Origin of the sequence: Microcella pacifica (assembly GCF_009371975.2) — a bacterium.
Lineage (GTDB): Bacteria > Actinomycetota > Actinomycetes > Actinomycetales > Microbacteriaceae > Microcella > Microcella pacifica.
Window position 1 is genome coordinate 108,579 of record NZ_VIKT02000001.1, and the last position, 19,946, is coordinate 128,524.

19 protein-coding genes are annotated in these 19,946 nt (G+C 70.8%); 4 read left to right on the forward strand and 15 right to left on the reverse strand.

Translation table 11 applies throughout. The annotated features are described in order from the left end of the window. Positions 1 to 40 precede the first annotated feature (40 nt). Together FK219_RS00525 and FK219_RS00530 are read right to left on the reverse strand one after the other, a co-directional pair. Complete coding sequence (locus FK219_RS00525; protein WP_152581942.1) at positions 41 to 772, reverse strand: ABC transporter ATP-binding protein; 732 nt, start codon at positions 770 to 772, stop codon at positions 41 to 43. After that, positions 769 to 1,593, reverse strand: coding sequence for a molybdate ABC transporter permease subunit (locus tag FK219_RS00530; RefSeq protein WP_152581943.1), 825 nt, complete (start codon positions 1,591 to 1,593; stop codon positions 769 to 771). The genes FK219_RS00525 and FK219_RS00530 overlap by 4 nt, the downstream gene beginning before the upstream one ends. 38 nt (positions 1,594 to 1,631) lie before the next feature. Here FK219_RS00530 and FK219_RS00535 point away from each other — a divergent pair, with 38 nt between their 5' ends. After that, positions 1,632 to 2,783, forward strand: a complete 1,152-nt coding sequence (locus tag FK219_RS00535) for a ThiF family adenylyltransferase (RefSeq protein ID WP_152581944.1) — start codon at positions 1,632 to 1,634, stop codon at positions 2,781 to 2,783. 26 nt (positions 2,784 to 2,809) lie between these two features. On the opposite strand, the gene FK219_RS00540 is transcribed toward FK219_RS00535, so the two are convergent. Next, positions 2,810 to 4,492, reverse strand: coding sequence for a molybdopterin-dependent oxidoreductase (locus FK219_RS00540; protein ID WP_152581945.1), 1,683 nt, complete (start codon positions 4,490 to 4,492; stop codon positions 2,810 to 2,812). A 187-nt stretch (positions 4,493 to 4,679) separates the two neighbouring features. Between FK219_RS00540 and moaCB the strand changes: the two genes are divergently transcribed. Both moaCB and FK219_RS00550 read left to right on the forward strand, forming a co-directional pair. Beyond that, positions 4,680 to 5,732, forward strand: coding sequence for a bifunctional molybdenum cofactor biosynthesis protein MoaC/MoaB (gene moaCB / locus FK219_RS00545; protein WP_165637999.1), 1,053 nt, complete (start codon positions 4,680 to 4,682; stop codon positions 5,730 to 5,732). Next, entirely contained in the window at positions 5,725 to 6,207 is a 483-nt protein-coding gene (locus FK219_RS00550) for a molybdenum cofactor biosynthesis protein MoaE (protein ID WP_152581946.1), read from the forward strand. The genes moaCB and FK219_RS00550 overlap by 8 nt, the downstream gene beginning before the upstream one ends. Positions 6,208 to 6,216: 9 nt before the next feature. On the opposite strand, the gene FK219_RS00555 is transcribed toward FK219_RS00550, so the two are convergent. Together FK219_RS00555 and moaA are read right to left on the reverse strand one after the other, a co-directional pair. Continuing rightward, positions 6,217 to 6,474, reverse strand: coding sequence for a MoaD/ThiS family protein (locus FK219_RS00555; RefSeq protein WP_152581947.1), 258 nt, complete (start codon positions 6,472 to 6,474; stop codon positions 6,217 to 6,219). Continuing rightward, positions 6,467 to 7,537, reverse strand: coding sequence for a GTP 3',8-cyclase MoaA (gene moaA, locus FK219_RS00560; protein WP_152581948.1), 1,071 nt, complete (start codon positions 7,535 to 7,537; stop codon positions 6,467 to 6,469). Before moaA ends, FK219_RS00555 begins: the two co-directional genes overlap by 8 nt. An 89-nt stretch (positions 7,538 to 7,626) precedes the next feature. On the opposite strand from moaA, the gene FK219_RS00565 reads away from it, so the two are divergent. Beyond that, positions 7,627 to 8,400 carry a DUF1353 domain-containing protein gene (locus tag FK219_RS00565; protein WP_152581949.1) on the forward strand — a complete coding sequence of 258 codons (774 nt, stop codon included), beginning with the start codon at positions 7,627 to 7,629 and terminating at the stop codon, positions 8,398 to 8,400. Positions 8,401 to 8,431: 31 nt separating this feature from the next. Here FK219_RS00565 and ilvC read toward each other — a convergent pair whose 3' ends face one another. From ilvC to FK219_RS00615, 10 genes are read right to left on the reverse strand one after another with little or no spacing between them, the layout of a single operon-like run. Further along, positions 8,432 to 9,457: a ketol-acid reductoisomerase gene (gene ilvC / locus FK219_RS00570; RefSeq protein WP_152581950.1), complete on the reverse strand. Its 1,026-nt coding sequence runs from the start codon at positions 9,455 to 9,457 to the stop codon at positions 8,432 to 8,434. 57 nt (positions 9,458 to 9,514) lie between these two features. Next, the gene (gene ilvN, locus FK219_RS00575) at positions 9,515 to 10,024 is read right to left on the reverse strand and encodes an acetolactate synthase small subunit (protein WP_100823200.1); all 510 of its coding nucleotides are present in this window, start codon (positions 10,022 to 10,024) and stop codon (positions 9,515 to 9,517) included. A gap of 4 nt (positions 10,025 to 10,028) precedes the next feature. Further along, positions 10,029 to 11,867 (reverse strand): acetolactate synthase large subunit, encoded by a 1,839-nt coding sequence (locus FK219_RS00580; RefSeq protein WP_152581951.1) that lies wholly within the window; start codon positions 11,865 to 11,867, stop codon positions 10,029 to 10,031. A 55-nt stretch (positions 11,868 to 11,922) separates the two neighbouring features. Continuing rightward, positions 11,923 to 13,617, reverse strand: a complete 1,695-nt coding sequence (ilvD, locus tag FK219_RS00585) for a dihydroxy-acid dehydratase (protein ID WP_152581952.1) — start codon at positions 13,615 to 13,617, stop codon at positions 11,923 to 11,925. Positions 13,618 to 13,672: 55 nt separating this feature from the next. Beyond that, positions 13,673 to 14,071: a monovalent cation/H(+) antiporter subunit G gene (gene mnhG, locus FK219_RS00590; RefSeq protein ID WP_152582052.1), complete on the reverse strand. Its 399-nt coding sequence runs from the start codon at positions 14,069 to 14,071 to the stop codon at positions 13,673 to 13,675. Next, a complete protein-coding gene (locus FK219_RS00595; RefSeq protein WP_152581953.1) occupies positions 14,071 to 14,358 on the reverse strand; it encodes a monovalent cation/H+ antiporter complex subunit F in 288 nt (95 codons plus the stop codon). The genes mnhG and FK219_RS00595 overlap by 1 nt, the downstream gene beginning before the upstream one ends. Beyond that, a complete protein-coding gene (locus FK219_RS00600) occupies positions 14,358 to 14,960 on the reverse strand; it encodes a Na+/H+ antiporter subunit E (RefSeq protein WP_152581954.1) in 603 nt (200 codons plus the stop codon). The genes FK219_RS00595 and FK219_RS00600 overlap by 1 nt, the downstream gene beginning before the upstream one ends. Continuing rightward, positions 14,957 to 16,522, reverse strand: coding sequence for a Na+/H+ antiporter subunit D (locus FK219_RS00605; protein ID WP_152581955.1), 1,566 nt, complete (start codon positions 16,520 to 16,522; stop codon positions 14,957 to 14,959). The genes FK219_RS00600 and FK219_RS00605 overlap by 4 nt, the downstream gene beginning before the upstream one ends. Continuing rightward, positions 16,519 to 16,956, reverse strand: a complete 438-nt coding sequence (locus tag FK219_RS00610) for a Na(+)/H(+) antiporter subunit C (RefSeq protein ID WP_152581956.1) — start codon at positions 16,954 to 16,956, stop codon at positions 16,519 to 16,521. Before FK219_RS00610 ends, FK219_RS00605 begins: the two co-directional genes overlap by 4 nt. Beyond that, positions 16,953 to 19,922, reverse strand: coding sequence for a Na+/H+ antiporter subunit A (locus FK219_RS00615; protein WP_152581957.1), 2,970 nt, complete (start codon positions 19,920 to 19,922; stop codon positions 16,953 to 16,955). Before FK219_RS00615 ends, FK219_RS00610 begins: the two co-directional genes overlap by 4 nt. Positions 19,923 to 19,946: the final 24 nt, after the last annotated feature.

Below are 19,946 nucleotides of genomic sequence, written 5' to 3' on the forward strand. Positions count from 1 at the left end.
CTGCGCAGAGACTGCCGCCAGACCGGTCAGGTCGTACTGCCTACGCCGAGCCGCTCGGCGGGAAGCTCGGCGAGGTGCCCGCGGTGAAGCGCCGCACGAACTCGGTCGCAGGGTCTGCGGTGAGCTCGGCGAGGGTTCCGCGCTGCACGACGCGGCCGCCCTCGATGACAAGCACCTGCTCGGCGAGCGCCGCGACGTCCTCCCGGTCGTGGGCGACGACGACGGTGACGCCGCCGAAGGCGCGCACGTGCGCGGCGAGGTCGGCACGCACGGCGTCCCGCACCTCGACGTCGAGGGCGGCGAGCGGCTCATCCAGCAGCAGCAGGCTCGGCGCGACGGCAAGTGCGCGCGCGAGAGCGACGCGCTGCGCCTCTCCCCCCGAGAGACCGCCCGGCCGACGGTGCGCGAGGGGCGCGATGCCGAGCCGGTCGAGCCACGAGCGCGCCAGCGACCGTGCTGCGGGGCGGGTCTGCCCCCGTTCGCGCGGCCCGAAGGCGACGTTGTCGAGCACGGTCAAGTGCGGGAAGAGCAGAGCATCCTGGAACACGACACCGACCCCGCGGCGCTCGGGCTCGGCATCGAGCGCAACTCCGTCGATCGACACGGCTCCCCCCTCGAGCTCGATCGCCCCGGCGATGGCGAGCAGCAGGGTCGACTTTCCGGCACCGTTGGGCCCGATCACTCCGAGCACGCCCCCGGCCGGCACGCTGAACTCCACGTCGAGGGCGAACTCCTCTCGCCGTACGCGCAGCGTTGCCGTGAGCCCGGTCATCGCGCCACCTGAGGCACCCACCGGTCGCGGAAAGCGAGCAGCACGACCACGGAGACCGCGATGAGCACGAGGGAGAGCGCGATGGCCGCATCCCGGTCTCCGAGGGCCAGCTCGCCGTAGATCGCCATCGGCAAGGTCTGGGTGATGCCCGGGATGCTCGTGGCGAACGTCACCGTCGCCCCGTACTCGCCCAGCGCCCGTGCGAAGCACAGCGCGGCTCCCGCCGCGATGCCGGGCGCGATGAGCGGCAGCGTCACCCGCACGAGGCGGCGGCTCGGCGTCGAGCCGAGGGTCGCGGCGACGAGGTCGAAGCGTCGATCGGCGCCGCGGATGGCGCCCTCGATCGCGAAGACGAGGAACGGCATGGCGACGAAGGTCTGCGCGAGCACAACCGCGACGGCGCTCGTCGGCGGCGCGAGGCCGAACCAGTCGGCGAGCGGCTGGGAGACGAGCCCGCCCTCGCCGAGCAGGGCGACGAGCGCGACACCGCCGACGACGGGCGGCAGCACGACGGGCACGGTCACGAAGGATCGCACGATGCGCACGCTCAGCGACGAGCGCCCGCTCGGCGCACCGGCGAGCAGCAGAGAGAGCGGCAGGCCGAGCAGGAGGCTCAGCCCCGTCGCCGCCGCGGCGGTGCCGAGGGAGATACCGAGGGCGTTCAGTGCGCTCTCGCGCGACACGATCTCGAGCATGAGCGGCCACGGCGCGCGCAGGACGATCGCGAGGAGCGGGCCGACGAGCAGGAGGAGACCCGCGACGGCGAGAACCACGAGGGGGCGCGGAGTGCGCGTGACCGGCGCGAGACTGCTGCGGCTCATCTCATCCTCCTCTCGGTCATGCCTGCGACAATCTCACCATGCCCGACGCCTCCCGCCACGCGCGCCAGCTCGCTCTGCCCGGCTTCGGCGCCGCCGCGCAGGACGCGCTCGCCCACGCGCGCGTGCTCGTCATCGGCGCGGGCGGGCTCGGCAGCGTGCTGCTGCCCCAGCTCGTCGGCGCGGGGCTCGCGACCGGCCCCGGGGGGCGTCTCGGCATCGTCGACGACGACGTCGTCGAGCTCAGCAACCTGCACCGCCAGCACCTGCACGGCACGGCCGACGTGGGGCGCCCGAAGGTCGACTCCGCCGCCGAGCGGCTGCGCGCCCTCGACCCCGCCGTGACGATCGTGACCCGCCGGCAGCGCTTCACGAGCGAGAACGCACTCGAGCTGCTCGCCGACTACGACCTCCTCGTGGACGGCAGCGACGGCTTCGCCACGCGCTACCTCGCGGCCGATGCCGCCACCCTGCGCGGCATCCCTCTCGTGTGGGGAGCCGTGCTGCAGTACGGCGGGCAGACCGGGGTGTGCCCGGTGGGAGGCCCGGGCTACCGCGACCTCTTCCCCGCCCCACCCGCACCCGATGCCGTGCTCGACTGCGCGACAGGGGGCGTGCTGCCCTCCGTGTGCGGAGTCATCGGCGCGATCATGGCGGGCCAGGCCCTGACCCTGCTGATGGGTGTCGGCGATGCCCTCATCGGCCGCGTCACGACCTACGACGCGCGCACCGGCCGCTTTCGCGAGCTGCCCTTCGGCCACGACCCGCACGCCGCCTCCGTGACCGAGCTCATCGACTACGAGCAGTTCTGCGGCACGGCCTCCGAGCCGCCTGCCGCGGGCGACTCGGGCCGGTCGCTCGACGTGAGCGCCCCCGAGCTCGCCCGACTTCTCGAGACCGGCACCGGCGACGGGACCGAACGGAATGCCCGACCGCTGCTGCTCGACGTGCGCGAGCCCTGGGAGCACGAGCTCGTTGCCCTGCCCGACTCGACGCTCGTGCCGCTGGGCCAGCTGCCCTCCGCGCTCGACGCGCTCCCCCGCGATCGCGAGACGATCGTCTACTGCCACCACGGCATCCGGTCGCAGGATGCCCTGCGCCAGCTGCTCGCGGCCGGCATCCCCGCCCGGCACCTCGCGGGCGGCATCGACGCCTGGTCGCGCGAGGTCGACCCGGCCGTCGCGCGGTACTAGGCCGTCTCGCGGTACTCGGGAGCGGCTCAGCCGTCGACCTGCACGGTGACGGCGTGGTACCCCTCGGCGCCGTCCGGGGCGACGGGCACATACTGCGCACGCTGGGTGAAGCCCGAGGCGTCGGTCGCCCGAGCCTCGATGACGTGGGTGCCGCTCGTGGCCTCCCACATCCACACCCACTGCCGCCAGGTGTCGACGGAGATCGCCTCGGCGAGACGCGCCTCGTTCCACGCGCCGCCGTCGACGCGCACCTCGACGCGCTCGATACCGGTCTGCTGGGCCCACGCGATGCCTGCGACCGGCACGGTGCCGGTCGAGACGCGGGCGCGCTCGCGCGGCACGTCGATGCGGCTGTGGGTCTTGACCGGTCCGAGGGCTGACCAACCTCGTGGCGTCCAGTAGCCCTGCTCCTGATCGAAGCGCGTCACCCGCAGCTCGACGACCCACTTCGTCGCGGAGACGTAGCCGTAGAGCCCCGGCACGACCATCCGCACGGGGAACCCGTGCTCGAGCGGCAGCGGCTCGCCGTTCATGCCGATCGCGAGCAGGGCATCCCGCTCATCCTGCAGCACCTGCAGGGGCGTTCCCGCCGTCCAGCCGTCCTGGCTGACCGAGAGCACCATGTCGGCCTCCGGCAGCGGGCGGGCGCGTGCGAGAACCTCCCTGATGGGATGCCCGAGCCACAGCGCATTGCCCGTCAGGTCGCCCCCCACGTCGTTGGAGACGCACATGAGGGTGACGTAGGTCTCCTGCAGCGGCAAGGACGACAGCTCGTCCCAGTCGAGCTCGATCTCCTCTTCGACGAGGCCCGTGACGCGCAGCCGCCACTGCGCCGCGTCGATGCGCGGCACCTGCAGAGCGGTATCGATGCGGTAGAAGTCGCGATTGGCGGTCACGAGCGGGGTGATGCCGGCCACGTCGAGGCTCGCCCCAGCGGGGATAGGTGCGGCCGCGATGGTCGGCGCGGGCAGGGTCAGGGCCTCCCGCACGGCGGTGACGGCCGCGGTCGCCGAGTTGGCCACGCGCGCCGCAATGCCCGCGATCGCCGCGCCGGCGGCAGTGCCGACGAGGCCTCCGAAGAAAGTTCGCCGGGCGAGCGCAGTCGCGGGCTCGGTCGTGCGGGCGGGGGCGGCGCTGTCGGTGCCGATGCGGGCGGGGCCGGTGCTCTCGGGGGCGGCGCGGTCGGGGGCGGAGCGGTCGTGGTCGCGCGCTCGCGCCACGAGCCACGCCGCGAGCCGCGCCGAGAGACGGCGCAGCGCGACCACGCCGACAAGGGTTCCCACGATCGTGGGCACTGCCCAGAGCGGCGAGGCCTCGGCGCGCGTCACGACGGCGACGACCGCGACGGCGCCCACGACGCCGAGCAGTGCGGCGCCGGCGGGCGGGCGACGGCGCTCGAGCATCCCGCTCGCGATCGCGAGGATCGCGACGAGGAGGATGACCATGGTGAGCAGGAAGGCCTTGTTGTCGGTGCCGAACACGGCGATCGTCGCGTCCTTGAGCCAGGGCGGCGTCAGGTCGATGACGAGCGAGCCGACGGCGAGAACGGGGCTGCTGGCCGGCGCGAGGAGGAGCGCGACGACTTCGGCCGACGCGAGGGTCGCCGCGGCCGCGACGAGGCCGACGACCGCGCTCCACAGGAGGGGGCCTCTCGACCGCGGCATCGACGCTCGAGCACCCGGGGGCGCCGTCGTTCCCGTGCTCGTCATGCTCGCCGCCTCTCTGCAGGGTCGCCGTCGTGGTGAGGTCACGGTCGTGGTGGGGACGCCCTCACGTGGCGCGGCCCTGTGCACAGGCTAGGCCGCGAGCCTCCACGTCACCCCAGGCAGACCTTTCCGAATCCTTACAGCAGTCGCTGCTCGCCGGCGAGGCGGGCCTGCGTGGGACGATGGGGTCGTGACCGATTCCCCGCACGACGCCGAGCTGAGCCACCTCGACAGTGACGGGCGCGCGCGCATGGTGGACGTGAGCGGCAAGGACGTGACCGCTCGCCGGGCCGTCGCGGCGGCGCGGTACGTGACCCGGCCCGACGTCATCGCCCTGCTGCGCGACGACGCCCTGCCGAAGGCCGACGTGCTGACGACCGCACGGCTCGCCGGCATCGGGGCGGCGAAGCGCACGAGCGAGCTCATCCCGCTGTGCCACCCGCTGCCCCTCGACGCGGTGAGCATCGACCTCGATCTGACCGACGACGCCGTGCTCATCACCGCTACCGCCTCGACGAGCGGCCGCACGGGCGTCGAGATGGAGGCGCTCACGGCCGCGACGGTCGCAGGGCTCACCCTGCACGACATGATCAAGGCCGTGGACCCGGAGGGCACCCTCACCGATGTGCGCCTGCTCGAGAAGAGCGGCGGCAAACGCGGCGACTGGCGGCGCCAGGGCAGTGCCGGGGAGGGCGGTGCTGGTGAAGCCGGTGCCGGGGAGGCCGGGCCCGAGGTACACCACCGAGATGTGCGTGGCGGCGCTGTGCGGCCGCGCACGGCCGTCGTACTCGTCGCCTCCACCCGTGCGGCGGCGGGTACGCGCGCCGACGAGACCGGCCCCACGATCGCGCACTGGCTCGCTGCGTACGGGCTCGCCGTCGACGAGCCGGTCGTCGTTCCCGACGCCGAGATCGGCCAGGCACTCGCAAGCGCGCTCGCAGACTCACCGGCGCTCATCATCATCACGGGCGGCACGGGAGTGAGCCCGAGCGACCGCACTCCGGAGGCCGTGCGGGCCGTCCTCGACACCGAGCTGCCCGGCATCGCCGAGGCCGTGCGCGAGCGCGGGCGGGCGGCGACCCCGACCGCCGTGCTCAGCCGCGCCGTCGCCGGGATCGCGCGGGGCACCGTCCTCGTCGCCCTGCCCGGCTCCCCCGGGGCTGTGCGCGACGGTCTCGCCGTGCTCGAGGGCAGCCTCGATCACCTGCTCGCCCAGCTCGCCGGCGGAGGCGGGCATGACTGAGGCCCACGCGAGGACACCCCAGGGGACGGCCACGGGCGATGCTGCTCGCGACACCGGCTCGGGTGAGGCCGTGCTCGCGCTCGTGACCGACCAGCCGCTCGACGCCGCCGCCCTCGAGTCGTGGGCCGCCACCGCCGCGGACGGCGCCGTCGTGACGTTCCGCGGTGTCGTGCGCGACCACGACCACGGTGTGACCGTACGGGGGCTCGACTACCGCGCCCACCCGGAGGCCGAGAGCATGCTGCGCGCCGCGTGCGCGCGCCTCCACGAGCGCACGGGCCTGCGGGTCGCGGCGGCGCACCGCACCGGATCTCTCCTCGTCGGTGACATCGCCCTCGTCGCCGTCGTCGCCTCCCCCCACCGTGCAGAGGCGTTCGCCGCCGTCGACGGGCTCGTGGCGGAGATCAAGGCGAGCGTGCCGATCTGGAAGCGCCAGCACCTCGCCGACGGCTCGACGGAGTGGGTCGGGCTCTAGCTGTCGCGCTCAGCCGCCCGCGAAGGGCGGCAGCACGTCGACGCGCGCCCCGATCGGCGTCGCGTCATCCCGTTGCACGACGCCATCGACGAGGAACGAGCCGTTCTCGAGCACGCGCGCCATCGGCTCGCCGTACCGGGCGATGAGGTGCGCGCGCACGGCTCCGACTGTCGTGAGGGTGTCGGACTGCTCGGCGCCGAGCACCTCCTCCTCGCACCCGGCAGCGTCGGCCGCCGCAGCGAAATAGCGCACGAGCAGCTCAGCCACCGATGGCCCCCATCGTGCGCTCGGGGCGGCGGAACCCGGCCAGGGACATCCCGTGGCCGGCCTGCTTGCCCCACATCGCCGCGCGCCAGCGCTCAGCGAGCTCGTCGTCGGTCGCACCGCCGCGCAGCAGGCCGCGCAGGTCGGTCTCGTCATCGCCGAACAGGCACGAGCGCACCGTGCCCTCCGCCGTCAGGCGCGTGCGGTCGCACGCCTCGCAGAACGACCGCGTGACGGAGGCGATGATGCCGATCGAGGCGGGGCCGCCGTCGACGAGCCAGGTCTCGGCGGGAGCGTGCGGGTCGTCGCGGTGCGGGTGGCTGAGCACGAACCGCGGTGCGAGGGAGTCGATGAGCTCCGCCGCATCGACCATGTTCTCGCGCACCCATGCCTCGTCGGCGTCGAGCGGCATCTGCTCGATGAAACGCAGCTCCACCCCGTGGTCGAGCGCCCAGGCCACGAGATCGCCCGCGCCGTCGAGCGTGTCGCGCATGAGCACGGCGTTGATCTTGAGCGGCGTCACACCCGCGCGCCGCGCCGCCTCGATGCCCCGCAGCACGGCCGGCAGACGGTCGCGGCGCGTGAGGCGCGCGAAGTGGTCGCGGTCGACCGTGTCGAGGGAGATGTTGAGGCGGGTGAGCCCGGCCGCAAGGAGCGCATCGATGCGCCTCTCGAGGCCGATGCCGTTGGTCGTGAGAGACAGGGATGCTCCTGCCGCCACCCGCGCGCTGCGCTCCACGATCTCCACGAGGTCGGGGCGCAGCAGCGGCTCGCCCCCCGTGAAGCGGATGTCGCGCACGCCGAGGTCGTGCACCGCTAGAGCTACGAGCCGCGCGATCTCCTCCGCGCTCAGCAGCTCGTCCCGCGGGACGACGGGCAGCCCCTCGGCCGGCATGCAGTAGGTGCACCGCAGCGAGCACGCACTGGTGAGCGAGATGCGCAGGTCGCGCGCGACGCGGCCGAACCGGTCGACGAGGGCCGGCGTGTCGGGGCGCCCCGAGGTGTCGAGCGCGGCGTCGGGGTCCGCGCGGCGTAAGCCGGGCATCCCGAGAGCGATCATCGACATGACGTCACCCTAACCGCCGCGGCCGAGTACTCCGTTGTCGCTCTCGACCGACCATGCCCGCCCCGTACGATCGAGGAGGAGGTTGCCTCATGCCGTTTCTCACCGCCGCGGGCGAGCCGCTCGACGCGCTGCCGCTGATCTACCGGCGCGGTCGCGACTTCCAGGTCGCGGAGGACTTCCTCTACCTGAACCCGCGTGACGGCATCCGCACGCTCGTGCCCGCGCACGAGCTCGACCTGCCACCGCGGGACGGCAACAGCACTGACTTCGCCTCGGTGCCGCCGTTCCTGTGGGGGCTCATCGCCAACTACGGCACGCAGACGCTGCCGGCCATCATGCACGACGCGCTCGTCGGGCAGCTGCTGCGGGAGCCGGAGGAGCAGCGGCTCGCGCTGCGGCGGGAGGCCGACGAGCTGTTCCGCGTCGCCCTCATCGACAACGGCGTGCACCGTCTGCGCGCGCGCGTGATGTGGGCGGCGGTCGGCCTCGAGAGCTGGGGACGGCACGGTGGAGCGCTCGGGAGGCTGCTCATCGGGCAGGTCGCCGTGGGTGTGCTCGCGATCGTCGCGGCCGTCGCCCTCGGCGTCGCGGTATCGCCGTGGTGGTTCGCGCTCGCCCTCGCACCGCTCCTGCTCGCCGCCCCGTGGGGTTCCACGTTCGGCCTCGTGAGCACAGCGACCTACCTGGCAGCGCTCTATGCTCCGCTCATCCTCGGCGCTTTCCTCGCCTCGCACGTCGAGAACGCGATCGCGATGATCGTGTGGCTCGCGACCGGGTGCAAGGGTCCCCGGCCGCGCGCCGAGCCGACGGTCGCGTGGAAAGAGGAGTACGCGCCCGAGTCGGCGGCCCCGAGGGCCCGCTGACCCGGGCGCGCCCGGTCATGCTGTGGTGCTGCTAGCGCGCAGCAGAACCATCGGTGTAATCCGAGTCCTGCTGCTTCCACGCGAAGAGCGAGCGCAGCTTCTTGCCGGTCGCCTCGATGGGGTGAGCGGCGCCCTGGTCGCGCAGCTTCTGGAACTCGACCGCACCGTTGTCCTGGTCGTCGATGAAGCGCTGCGCGAAGGCTCCGGACTGGATGTCGGCGAGAACGGCCTTCATGTTCTCCTTGACGTTCGGATCGATGACGCGCGGGCCGGAGACGTAGTCGCCGTACTCGGCGGTGTCGCTGATGCTCCAGCGCTGCTTGGCGATGCCGCCCTCCCACATGAGGTCGACGATGAGCTTGAGCTCGTGCAGCACCTCGAAGTAGGCGATCTCGGGCTGGTAGCCGGCTTCGGTGAGGACTTCGAACCCGTACTGGACGAGCTGCGAGGTGCCACCGCAGAGCACGGCCTGCTCGCCGAAGAGGTCGGTCTCGGTCTCCTCGGTGAAGGTCGTCTTGATGCCGCCGGCACGCAGGCCGCCGATGCCCTTGGAGTACGACCAGGCGAGGTCCCAGGCCGAACCGGTCGCGTCCTTCTCGACGGCGACGATGACGGGAACGCCGCGGCCGGCCTCGTACTCGCGACGGACGGTGTGACCGGGGCCCTTGGGGGCGACGAGGACGACGTCGACACCCTCGGGGGCCTCGATGTAGCCGAAGCGGATGTTGAACCCGTGGCTGAAGAGCAGCGTCTTGCCCTCGGTCAGGTTGTCCTTGACGTCGGCCGCGTAGAGACCGCGCTGGTGCTGGTCGGGGGCGAGGATGACGATGACATCGCCCCACGCTGCCGCCTCGGCGGGCGTGTGCACGGTGAAGCCGGCCTCTTCCGCCTTGGCGCGGCTCTTCGACCCCTCCTTGAGGCCGATGCGCACCTCGACGCCCGAGTCGCGCAGGTTGAGCGCGTGGGCGTGGCCCTGCGAGCCGTAGCCGATGACGGCGACCTTCTTGCCCTGGATGAGGCTCAGATCGGCATCCTTGTCGTAGATGACGTCAGTCATGCGTGTGATTCTCCTTGTATTCGGGGTGGATGGGCGGGGCCGGCCGGTGGGCTGGCGCTAGTTCTTGAGGACGCGCTCGCTGATGCTCTTCGAGCCTCGACCGATCGCGAGCAAGCCCGACTGCGCGATCTCCTTGATGCCGTACGGGTCGAGGACGCGCAGGAAGGCCTCGACCTTGGGGGTGTCGCCCGTGACCTCGATCACGAGGGAGTCGGGGGCGACGTCGACGACGCGGGCGCGGAAGAGGTTGACGGCCTCGAGCACCTGCGAGCGCGTCGAGTTGTCGACACGCACCTTCACGAGCATGTGCTCGCGCTCGACGGCCTGGGAGGAGTCGAGTTCGACGATCTTGAGCACGTTGATGAGCTTGTTGAGCTGCTTCGTGATCTGCTCGAGCGGCAGGCCGGAGACCTGCACGACGACGGTGATGCGCGAGAGGCCCTCGACCTCGGTCGTGCCGACGGCGAGGGAGGAGATGTTGAACCCGCGGCGGGCGAAGAGCCCGGCGACGCGCGTGAGCAGGCCGGGCTTGTCCTCGACGAGCAGGGAGAGCACGTGGTAGGTCATCGGTCTACTCCTCGTACCAGTCGGGGGCGTGGTCGCGGGCGTATTGCACCTGCGAGTTGCCGACGCCCTGCGGAACCATGGGCCACACCATCGCGTCGCGGCTCACGATGAAGTCGATGACGACCGGGCGGTCGTTGGTCTCCATGGCGAGGCGGATGGCCGGCTCGACCTCCTCGGGCGTCGTGACGCGGATGCCGAGCGCGCCGTAGGCGTCGGCCATCTTCACGAAGTCGGGGATCATGACCGTGTCGTGCCCGGTATTGAGGTCGGTGAACGAGTGCCGGCCCTCGTAGAAGAGGGTCTGCCACTGACGCACCATGCCGAGCGAGGAGTTGTTGATGATGGCGACCTTGATGGGGATGTTGTTGATGGTGCAGGTCGCGAGCTCCTGATTGGTCATCTGGAAGCAGCCGTCGCCGTCGATGGCCCACACGAGCCGGTCGGGCTGGGCCACCTTCGCGCCCATGGCGGCAGGCACCGCGTAGCCCATCGTTCCCGCACCGCCCGAGTTGAGCCATGCGCCGGGGCGCTCGTACTTGACGAACTGCGCCGACCACATCTGGTGCTGACCCACGCCCGCGGCGTAGACGGCCTCGGGGCCGGAGAGCTCGCCGATCTTCTCGATGACCCACTGCGGGGAGAGCTGGCCGTCCTCCGGGATGGTGTAGCCGAGCGGGTACTGCGACTTGAGGGTCTTCAGCCGGGTCCACCAGTCGGCGGTGTCGCTCGGGTGCGCGGCGACCGCCTCGTCGTAGGCGGGCAGGAGGTCGAGCAGCACTTCGCGCACGTCGCCGACGATGGGCACATCCGCATGGCGGATCTTGCCGATCTCGGCGGGGTCGATGTCGACATGGATGACCTTGGCACCGGGAGCGAACTCGCTCACCTTGCCGGTCACGCGGTCGTCGAATCGTGCTCCGAGGGCGATGAGCAGATCGCTCTCCTGCAGTGCGAGCACCGCCGGCACAGTGCCGTGCATGCCGGGCATGCCGAGCTGCTGGGGGTGGCTGTCGGGGAAGGCTCCGCGCGCCATGAGGGTCGTGACGACGGGCGCCCCGGTCTTCTCGGCGAACTCGAGCAGCTCGCGGTGAGCACCGGCGCGCACGACGCCGCCGCCGACGTAGAGCACGGGCTTGCGGGCTTCGGCGATGAGCTGCGCGGCGGCCTGGATCTGCTTGCCGTGCGCCTTGGTGACGGGTCGGTAGCCGGGCAGGTCGATCTTGGGGGGCCAGATGAACGGCGCGCTCTTCTGCTGAGCATCCTTCGTGACGTCGACGAGCACGGGGCCGGGGCGCCCGGTCGTGGCGATGTGAACCGCCGCGGCGATCACTCCGGGCACGTCCTCGGGCTTGGTCACGAGGAAGGAGTGCTTCGTGATGGGCATCGTGATGCCCGTGATGTCGACCTCCTGGAAGGCGTCCGTGCCCATCGAGGTGGAGAACACCTGGCCGGTGATGGCGAGCATGGGCACAGAGTCCATGTGAGCATCCGCGATCGCCGTCACGAGGTTCGTCGCGCCGGGCCCCGAGGTCGCGATGCAGACGCCGAGCCGGCCGCTCGAGGAGGCGTAGCCCTCGGCCGCGTGGCCGGCGCCCTGCTCGTGACGGACGAGGATGTGCCGGATGGCGGTGGACGCCATGAGCTCGTCGTAGAACGGCATGATGGCGCCGCCGGGCAGGCCGAAGACATCGGTGACGCCGAGGCGCTCGAGAGAGGCCAGAATCGCACCGGAACCGGTGAGGATGGGCGGCTCAGCGGCGGCCTTGGCGGAGGCCGCCGAGGTGGCCTTGCCCGCAGCGGCACGCGCGGGCGGGTTCGGCACGGGAGTCGATTCCGTGGTCATGAAGTTGCACGTCCTTGCAGAGTGTCGGCGATCGTGGGCGGGCGCACCGCGCGCATCACCCGGTGACCGCTCCCTGTGCGGCGGACCGCACGAGCTTGGAGTACTTGGCGAGAACGCCACGGGTGTAACGCGGGGGCAGGGGCGCCCAGTGGGTGCGGCGCGCCTCCAGCTCGGCCTCGTCGACCAGTAGGTCGAGTGAGCGAGCAGCGATATCGACCCGTATGAGATCACCATCGCGCACGAAGGCGATGGGACCAGCGTCCACCGCTTCGGGAGCTATGTGGCCGATGCACAGCCCGGTTGTGCCGCCTGAGAATCGACCGTCGGTCAAGAGTAATACATCCTTGCCGAGTCCCGCGCCCTTGATGGCGGCGGTGATGGCGAGCATCTCGCGCATGCCGGGGCCACCCTTGGGGCCCTCGTACCGGATGACGACGACATCGCCCGCCGTGATCTCTCCGTTGGTGAGGGCATCCATCGCCGCGCGCTCGCGCTCGAAGACGCGCGCCGGGCCCTCGAACACCGCGGCGTCGAAGCCGGCCGTCTTCACGACGGCGCCCTCCGGGGCGAGGGTGCCCTTGAGGATCGTGAGACCGCCGGTCGCGTGGATCGGATTGTCGAGGGTGCGCAGCACCTCGCCGTCGAGCGGATCGGGGTCGAGCTCGGCGAGGTTCTCGGCCATGGTCTTGCCGGTGACGGTGAGCGCGTCGCCGTGCAGGAGCCCGGCATCCAGCAGCGCCTTGAGCAGCACCGGCAACCCGCCCTGCCTGTCGACGTCGTTCATGACGTAGTTGCCGAAGGGCTTGAGGTCGCCGATGTGGGGCACCTTGCTGCCGATGCGGTTGAAGTCGTCGAGGGTGAGCTCGACCTCGGCCTCATGCGCGATCGCGAGCAGGTGCAGCACCACGTTCGTGGAGCCACCGAGGGCCATCGCGACCGTGATCGCGTTCTCGAAGGCCTCCTTGGTGAGGATCTGCCGTGCCGTGATGCCCTTCTTGAGCAGGTTCACGACAGCCTCGCCGCTGCGGTGGGCGTACATGTCGCGACGGCGATCGTAGGATGCTGGGCTCGCCGACCCCGGAAGGCTCAGGCCGAGCGCCTCGGCCACGGAGGCCATCGTGTTCGCGGTGTACATGCCGCCACAGGCACCTTCACCGGGGGCGAAGGAGCACTCGATGCGATGAGCGTCCTCGGCGGTCATCTTGCCGGCCTTCACCGCGCCGACGGCCTCGAAGGAGTCGATGATCGTGATGGGCTTCTCGGTGCCGTCGCTGAGCTTGACCCAGCCGGGCGCGATCGAGCCGGCATAGAGGAACACGCTCGCGAGGTCGAGGCGCGCCGCGGCCATGAGCATGCCGGGGATCGACTTGTCGCAGCCGGCGAGCAGCACCGAGCCGTCGAGGCGCTCCGCCTGCATGACCGTCTCGACGCTGTCGGCGATGACCTCGCGGCTCACGAGCGAGAAGTGCATGCCCTCGTGGCCCATCGAGATGCCGTCGCTCACGCTCACGGTGCCGAACTGCAGGGGGTACCCGCCGCCCGCGTGCACGCCCTCCTTGGCGCCCTGCGCGAGACGGCCGAGCGAGAGGTTGCACGGGGTGATCTCGTTCCAGGAGCTCGCGATGCCGATCTGCGCCTTGTCCCAGTCGTCATCGCCCATGCCGACAGCGCGCAGCATGCCGCGCGACGTGGTCGCTTCGATGCCATCGGTGACGACGCGGGAACGGGGCTTGTGATCGACCTCGGTCATGCCCTCGAGTCTAGGACGTGCGGCTGATGCTCGCCGACCCGCGCCCGGGCTCCGCTCAGGCCTCGTCGTCGTCGCTCGAGACGACACTCGAGCGCGAGGCCTCCTCGATGTCGGGAGCAAGCTCGTCGGCCACGAGACCGTCGGGATCGTAGGCGCCCGTGCGGTACCCCGAGCGGCCGACCATGTGAGCCGAGATGGGCGAGGTGAGCATCTGGAAGACGATGACGGGCAGCAGGAGCAGGAGCGCCGCCCAGCTGCGCACGCTCAGGGCGAGCGCGATGACGATGAGGATCAGACCGAGGATCTGCGGCTTGGTCGCCGCGTGCAGCCGTGCGAGGGCATCCGGGAATCGGATGAGGCCGACCGCGGCGGCCAGCGAGAGCGCCGCTCCCACGACGAGGAGGACGGCGGAGGAGATGTCGAGAATCGTGTCCCAGGGCTCGAGGTCGAACATCACGGCACGTCCTTCCGCCACGGGCTGCCCTCGGTCTTCGTCACGAAGCGCGCGACCGCGACGGTGCCGAAGATCGCGGTCGCCGCGAGGATGACCATGAGAGGGATCGTGCGCGTGTGGGCGTTGATGACCATCTCCGTCGCGACCACGAGGATGAGCGTCGTGAGCAGCACGTCGGAGGCGATCACGCGATCGAGGATCGTCGGGCCCACGATCACGCGGTACATGGAGATGATCGCCGTCGCGGCGAGCAGAGCGGCGGCGATGCCGTAGAGGATCTCGACCATCAGCGCACCAGCTCCCACTCCGCCTTCGAGCCGATCGCGGCGATGATGAGGCGCTCGATGCTCAGGGTGTGGTGCCGTGCTTCCTCGACATCGTCGGCGCTCGAGGCTCCGAGCACGTGCACGTAGAGCACGGCGTGCCGTCGATCGACCTCGATCACGAGGGAGCCGGGTACGAGCGAGATCGTGATGGAGGTGAGGGTCATGATGATGTCGGCGCGCGTGCGCAGCTGCACGCGCACGATCGCACTGCGGGATCGACCCTTCGGGGCGAACGCGAGCGCCGCCACCTGGAAGGACGCGACGAAGAGCTCGCCGAAGAATCGGGTGAGGAAGGCGATCGCCCAGAAGGGGTTGAAGCGGCGCGAGAGCTCGACGGGCGGCAGGTAGAAGGCGCGCGTCACCAGTAGCGCGACGACGATGCCCGTGAGGATGGTCAGCACGGAGACGGAGCCCCACAGCATCATCCAGAGGAGCACGAGTGCGACGAGCAGCGGCAGCTGCTGCAGGAACGTAGCGTGGGCGCGGTCCTCCGACATGGTCGGCAGGTCGTCATCCGCGGTCTCGTTCCGAGGTGCGCCGTCGTTGACGGTGTCGTCGATCATGGCTCCACCCCCTGCGGGAACACGATCTGGATGTACTGCTCTGGGCCATCGAGGTTGTCGGCAGCGCGATCGGCGAGACCGTAGAGCGGCCCGGCGAAGACCGTGAGCGCGATGCCGACGACCACCATGAGGACGGTGCTCACGGTCATGAGTCGCGAGGTCGCGCGGGTCGCGGCGATCGTCGTCGTGGAGTGCGGGGCCTCCTCGACGGTGCGCAGGAGGCGCGTCTCGTCGCCCTCGACCTCCCCCGCCGGACGCCAGAAGGCGAGGTTCCAGACGCGCACGAGGGCGTAGAGGGTGAGAAGCGAGACGAGGGCACCGGCACCGATGAGGACGTAGGCGAGAGCATCCCCCTGCTCAGCGGCGGCCTGGAAGAGCCCGAGCTTGCCGATGAAGCCCGAGAACGGCGGAATGCCACCGAGGTTGAGCGCGGGCACGAAGAACAGCACGGCGACGAGCGGCGCACTCGCGAGCAGCCCGCCGATGCGCGTGATGGACGTGCTGCCGGCCTCGCGCTCGACCAGGCCTGCCGCGAGGAAGAGCGTGGTCTGGATGACGATGTGGTGGGCGATGTAGTAGATCGCGGCCGCCGTGCCCGCCGCCGTGCCGAGTGCGACACCGAGGATCATGTAGCCGATGTGGCTCACGAGAGTGAAGGAGAGGATGCGCTTGATATCCGCTTGGGCGACGGCACCGAGTGCGCCCACGACCATCGTGAGCAGCGCCACGACCATGAGTGCGGGGTTGAGCTCAGGGCCAGGGAAGATGACCGTCTCGACGCGGATGATCGCGTAGACGCCGATCTTCGTGAGCAGCCCTGCGAACGCCGCCGTCACGGGTGCGGGAGCGCTCGGATAGGAGTCGGGCAGCCAGAACGAGAGCGGGAAGACCGCGGCCTTGATGCCGAAGGCGACGAGGAGCATGACGTGCAGCAGCACCTGGACGTCGGCAGGCAGGTCTTGCATGCGGGCGGCGACCTGGGCGAGGTTCACGGTTCCGAGCGCACCGTAGACCATCGCGATCGAGGCCAGGAAGAGCAGGGACGACAGGAGGCTCACGATCACGTACGTCACCCCGGCGCGGATGCGCGCCTCGGTGCCGCCGAGCGTGATGAGCACGTAGCTCGCCACGAGGAGGATCTCGAAGCCCACGTAGAGGTTGAAGAGGTCGCCGGAGACGAACGCGACCATGACGCCCGTCGTGAGGATGAGGTACGTGGGGTTGTAGATCGAGACCGGCGTCTCCTCGTCGCCGTCGGCGATTCCCTGACCGACCGAGAACAGCAGCACCGCGAGCAGCACGAGGGCCGACACGAGCACCATGACGGCCGAGAGGCGATCGACCACGAGGACGATGCCGAACGGCGCCGACCAGCCGCCGAGCTCCATGGCGAGCGGGCCACCGGCGTCGACCGCGATGAGGAGGGCGATGCCCAGGCCGAGCTCGATGACGAGGGCGACGATCGCGACGATGCGCTGCGCCTGAGGCCGGAACCCGAGCGCGAGCGTGACCGCCGCGCCCAGCAGCGGCACGAGGACGACGAGGGGAACGAGCGCGGTCATGCGCGACTCCTCGCATCGTCGGTGGGGAACTCGGTGTCTTCGGCGTCCGGCGCGGTCTCTTCGACCGGCATCTCGACGGCCCCCTCCCGCAGGGCGACGTCATCGGCGTCGTCGGAGACGTCGTCCGCGTTCGCGAGTCGCCACGACCGGTAGATGAGAGCGAGGAGGAACGCGGAGACCGCGAAGGTGATCACGATCGCCGTGAGGATGAGCGCCTGCGGCAGAGGGTCGGTGTAGGCGTCGTCGGCGACGCCCTCCTCGACGATCGGGGCGATGCCCGCCTCCCCCGCCATGATGAGCAGGAGCAGGTTCACGGCGTTGCCCAGCAGGAGGAAGCCCAGCACGACGCGCGTGAGACTGCGCTCGAGCAGCATGTAGACGCCCGCGGCGAAGAGCGCACCCATCGTGATGACGAGGATCAGCGAGATGCTCATGAGCGGCCCTCCTTCGTCGAGTCGGCCTTCGTCGAGTCAGCCAGAGTCGAGTCCGCCAGAGTCGAGTCGACGCGGCGGCCGCTCGCCCGGTCGGACGCGTCGTCGCCCTGGCGGTCGACCTCGGCGCCGAGGCTGCGCAGCACGTCGAGCACGAGCCCGACGACGACGAGGTAGACGCCGATGTCGAAGATCGTCGACGTCACGAAGGAGACCTCGCCCAGGAGCCAGAGCTCCGCCTTCCAGTAGGTCGAGGTGAGGGCATCCGCGCCGAACAGCAGGGGCACGATCGCGGCACCAGCGGCGATGGCGATGCCTGTGCCGAGCACGGCCCCCGCGCCCACGGGCACCGCAGCGGTGAGCTCGTGCCGACCGCCCGCGAGGTAGCGCGCGACGAGAGCGAGCCCCGCGATGAGTCCGCCCGCGAAGCCGCCGCCGGGCAGATTGTGCCCTGTGAAGAGCACGTAGAGAGACAGCACGATGACGGCGTGGAAGATGAGGCGCACGACCACCTCGAGAAGGATCGACCGATGACGCGGGTCGAGCGTCGGCCCCGCGAGGATCCAGGCGTTGCGGCGCTCGCCCGGGATCGACTCGACGCGCGACTGCTGCACGCGAGCACGTGCACGACGGCGCATCGTGACACGCTGCGCCCGCGAGGTGGAGTCGACGCGGCCCCGGATGAAGAGCAGGCTCGCGACGCCGGTCGCCGCCGCGATGACGACGGCGAGCTCCCCCATCGTGTCCCACCCGCGGATGTCGACGAGGGCGACGTTGACGATGTTGCTGCCGCGACCATCGACGAAGGCGAGTTCGGGCCAGGCGAGGGAGATGCGCTCGGTCGTGCGCGCCCCGGCCGCGACGAGGGCGATGAGCACCATGACGATGCCCGCGGCGATCGCGATGACGGCGCGCAGCACTCGATGATGGCTGCCGTGCCGGTCACCGAGCTTGGCCGGGAGGCGGCGCAGCACTAGTACGAACGCGATGAGCGTCACGAGCTCGACCAGAATCTGCGTGATGGCGAGGTCGGGTGCACCCTGCAGCGCGAACAGCGCTGACATCCCGAAGCCCGTGACGCCGACCGTGACGAGCGCGGCGAAGCGCTTCTGCACCTGCGTCGCCGCGATCGCCGCGGCGATCATGACGACGGCGATCGCGAGCTGCGCGGGGTAGTCCCACACCCGCACATCGGTGCGCCAGGTCGAGCCCGCGACGAGGCCCGCGGTCGTGACGGCGATGAAGACGAGCAGGATGACGCCGAGGTAGAACGAGAGGGAGCCGCGCTGGGTGAGACTCGTGATCCGCGCAGAGAAGCGGTCGACGCCCGACATGACGTCCCAGTACGCCTCGCTCGCGCTCAGCCCCGTCGAGAGCCGCTTCTGCGCGGCCGCCACGCGAGTGCGAGCGACGAAGAGCGCGGCCCCCAGCACGATCGTGAGCGCCGAGAGACCGAGAGCGGGCTCGAACCCGTGCCAGAGCGCGAGGGTGTACGGCTTGCCCTCCGGCGCCTCGAACAGGGTGGGATAGCCCGCGAGGGCGCGATCGGCGAGACCCGCGAGCGGCCCGAGGGCGAGCGACGTGATGGCCAGGACGGTGGGGGCGAACAGGAAGCCGCGGCGCACGTGCTCGAGCGAGGTGACGTCGTCGACGCCGGCCTTGCGCGCGAACGCACCCCAGAAGAAGCGCAGGCTGTAGGCCACCGTGAGGACCGAGCCGAGCACGACCCCGACCACGGCAACGACGGCGATCGGGTCGCCGGACTCGACGCCCACGAGGAGCCCGTAGAGCACGGTCTCTTTCGCGACAAAGCCAAAGAGCGGTGGCACGCCCGACATCGAGGCGAGCGAGAGCGCCGCGATCGTCGCGAGGATCGGGGAACGTCGACCGAGACCGGAGAGCTTGCGCAGGTCGCGCGTGCCCGCCTCGTGGTCGATGATGCCCACGATGAGGAAGAGCGCACCCTTGAAGAGGGCGTGGGCCATCAGGAGCGCGAGCGCCGCGAGTGCCGTGTCTCGCGTGCCGTAGCCCGCGACGACCGTGAGGAAGCCCAGCTGACTGACGGTCCCGTAGGCGAGGAGGAGCTTGAGGTCGGTCTGCTTGAGGGCGATGTAGCCGCCGAGCAGCATGGTCGCGACGCCGAGCCCGACCAGTACTTCACGCCACCCCGGCATGTCGAAGAACGCCGGCGCGAAACGGGCGATCAGGTAGATGCCCGCCTTGACCATCGCGGCGGCGTGCAGGTAGGCGCTCACGGGGGTCGGCGCGGCCATCGCTCCGGGCAGCCAGAAGTGCACAGGGACGATCGCGGACTTCGAGAGGGCGCCGACGAGCACGAGGAAGACCGCCGTGGTCGTGAGGGCACCCGCGGGCGAGGAGGAGAGGATCACGTCGAGGGAGGACGATCGCGCCTGCACCGAGAGCAGCACGAGGCCCACGAGCATGACGAGCCCGCCGAGGGTTGTCGTGATGAGAGCCTGCAGAGCGGCACCGCGGCTCGCCCTCCGACCCGTGTAGTGGCCGATGAGCAGGTACGAGAAGACGCTCGTGGCCTCCCAGAAGACGAAGAGCAGGTAGACGTCGTTGGCGGTGACGAGCCCGTACATCGCTCCCGCGAAGGCGAGCAGCACGGCGGCGAAGCGCCCGAGGCCCGGCTCGTCGTCGGCGAAGTACCAGGAGCAGTAGACGAGCACGAGGCTGCCGATGCCCGTGATGACGAGCGCGAGCACCCACGAGAGCGGGTCCATGCTGAGGTCGAGGGTGAGCTGCAGCTGCGTGACCCACGCGAGGCGCTCGATCGGGTACGCCTCCGGGTCGCCGTCGAGGATCGCGGGAGCCTGCAGCAGGGTGTGCACGAAGGCGCCGAAGGAGACGAGTCCGGCGACGAGGAACACCCGGCGGCCGAGGGCGCGCACGAGGGCCGGGAGGATGATCGCGGCCACGCCGAACACCGCTAGGACGAGGAGCAAGCGTCCTCCCTCGGTGTCGGTACG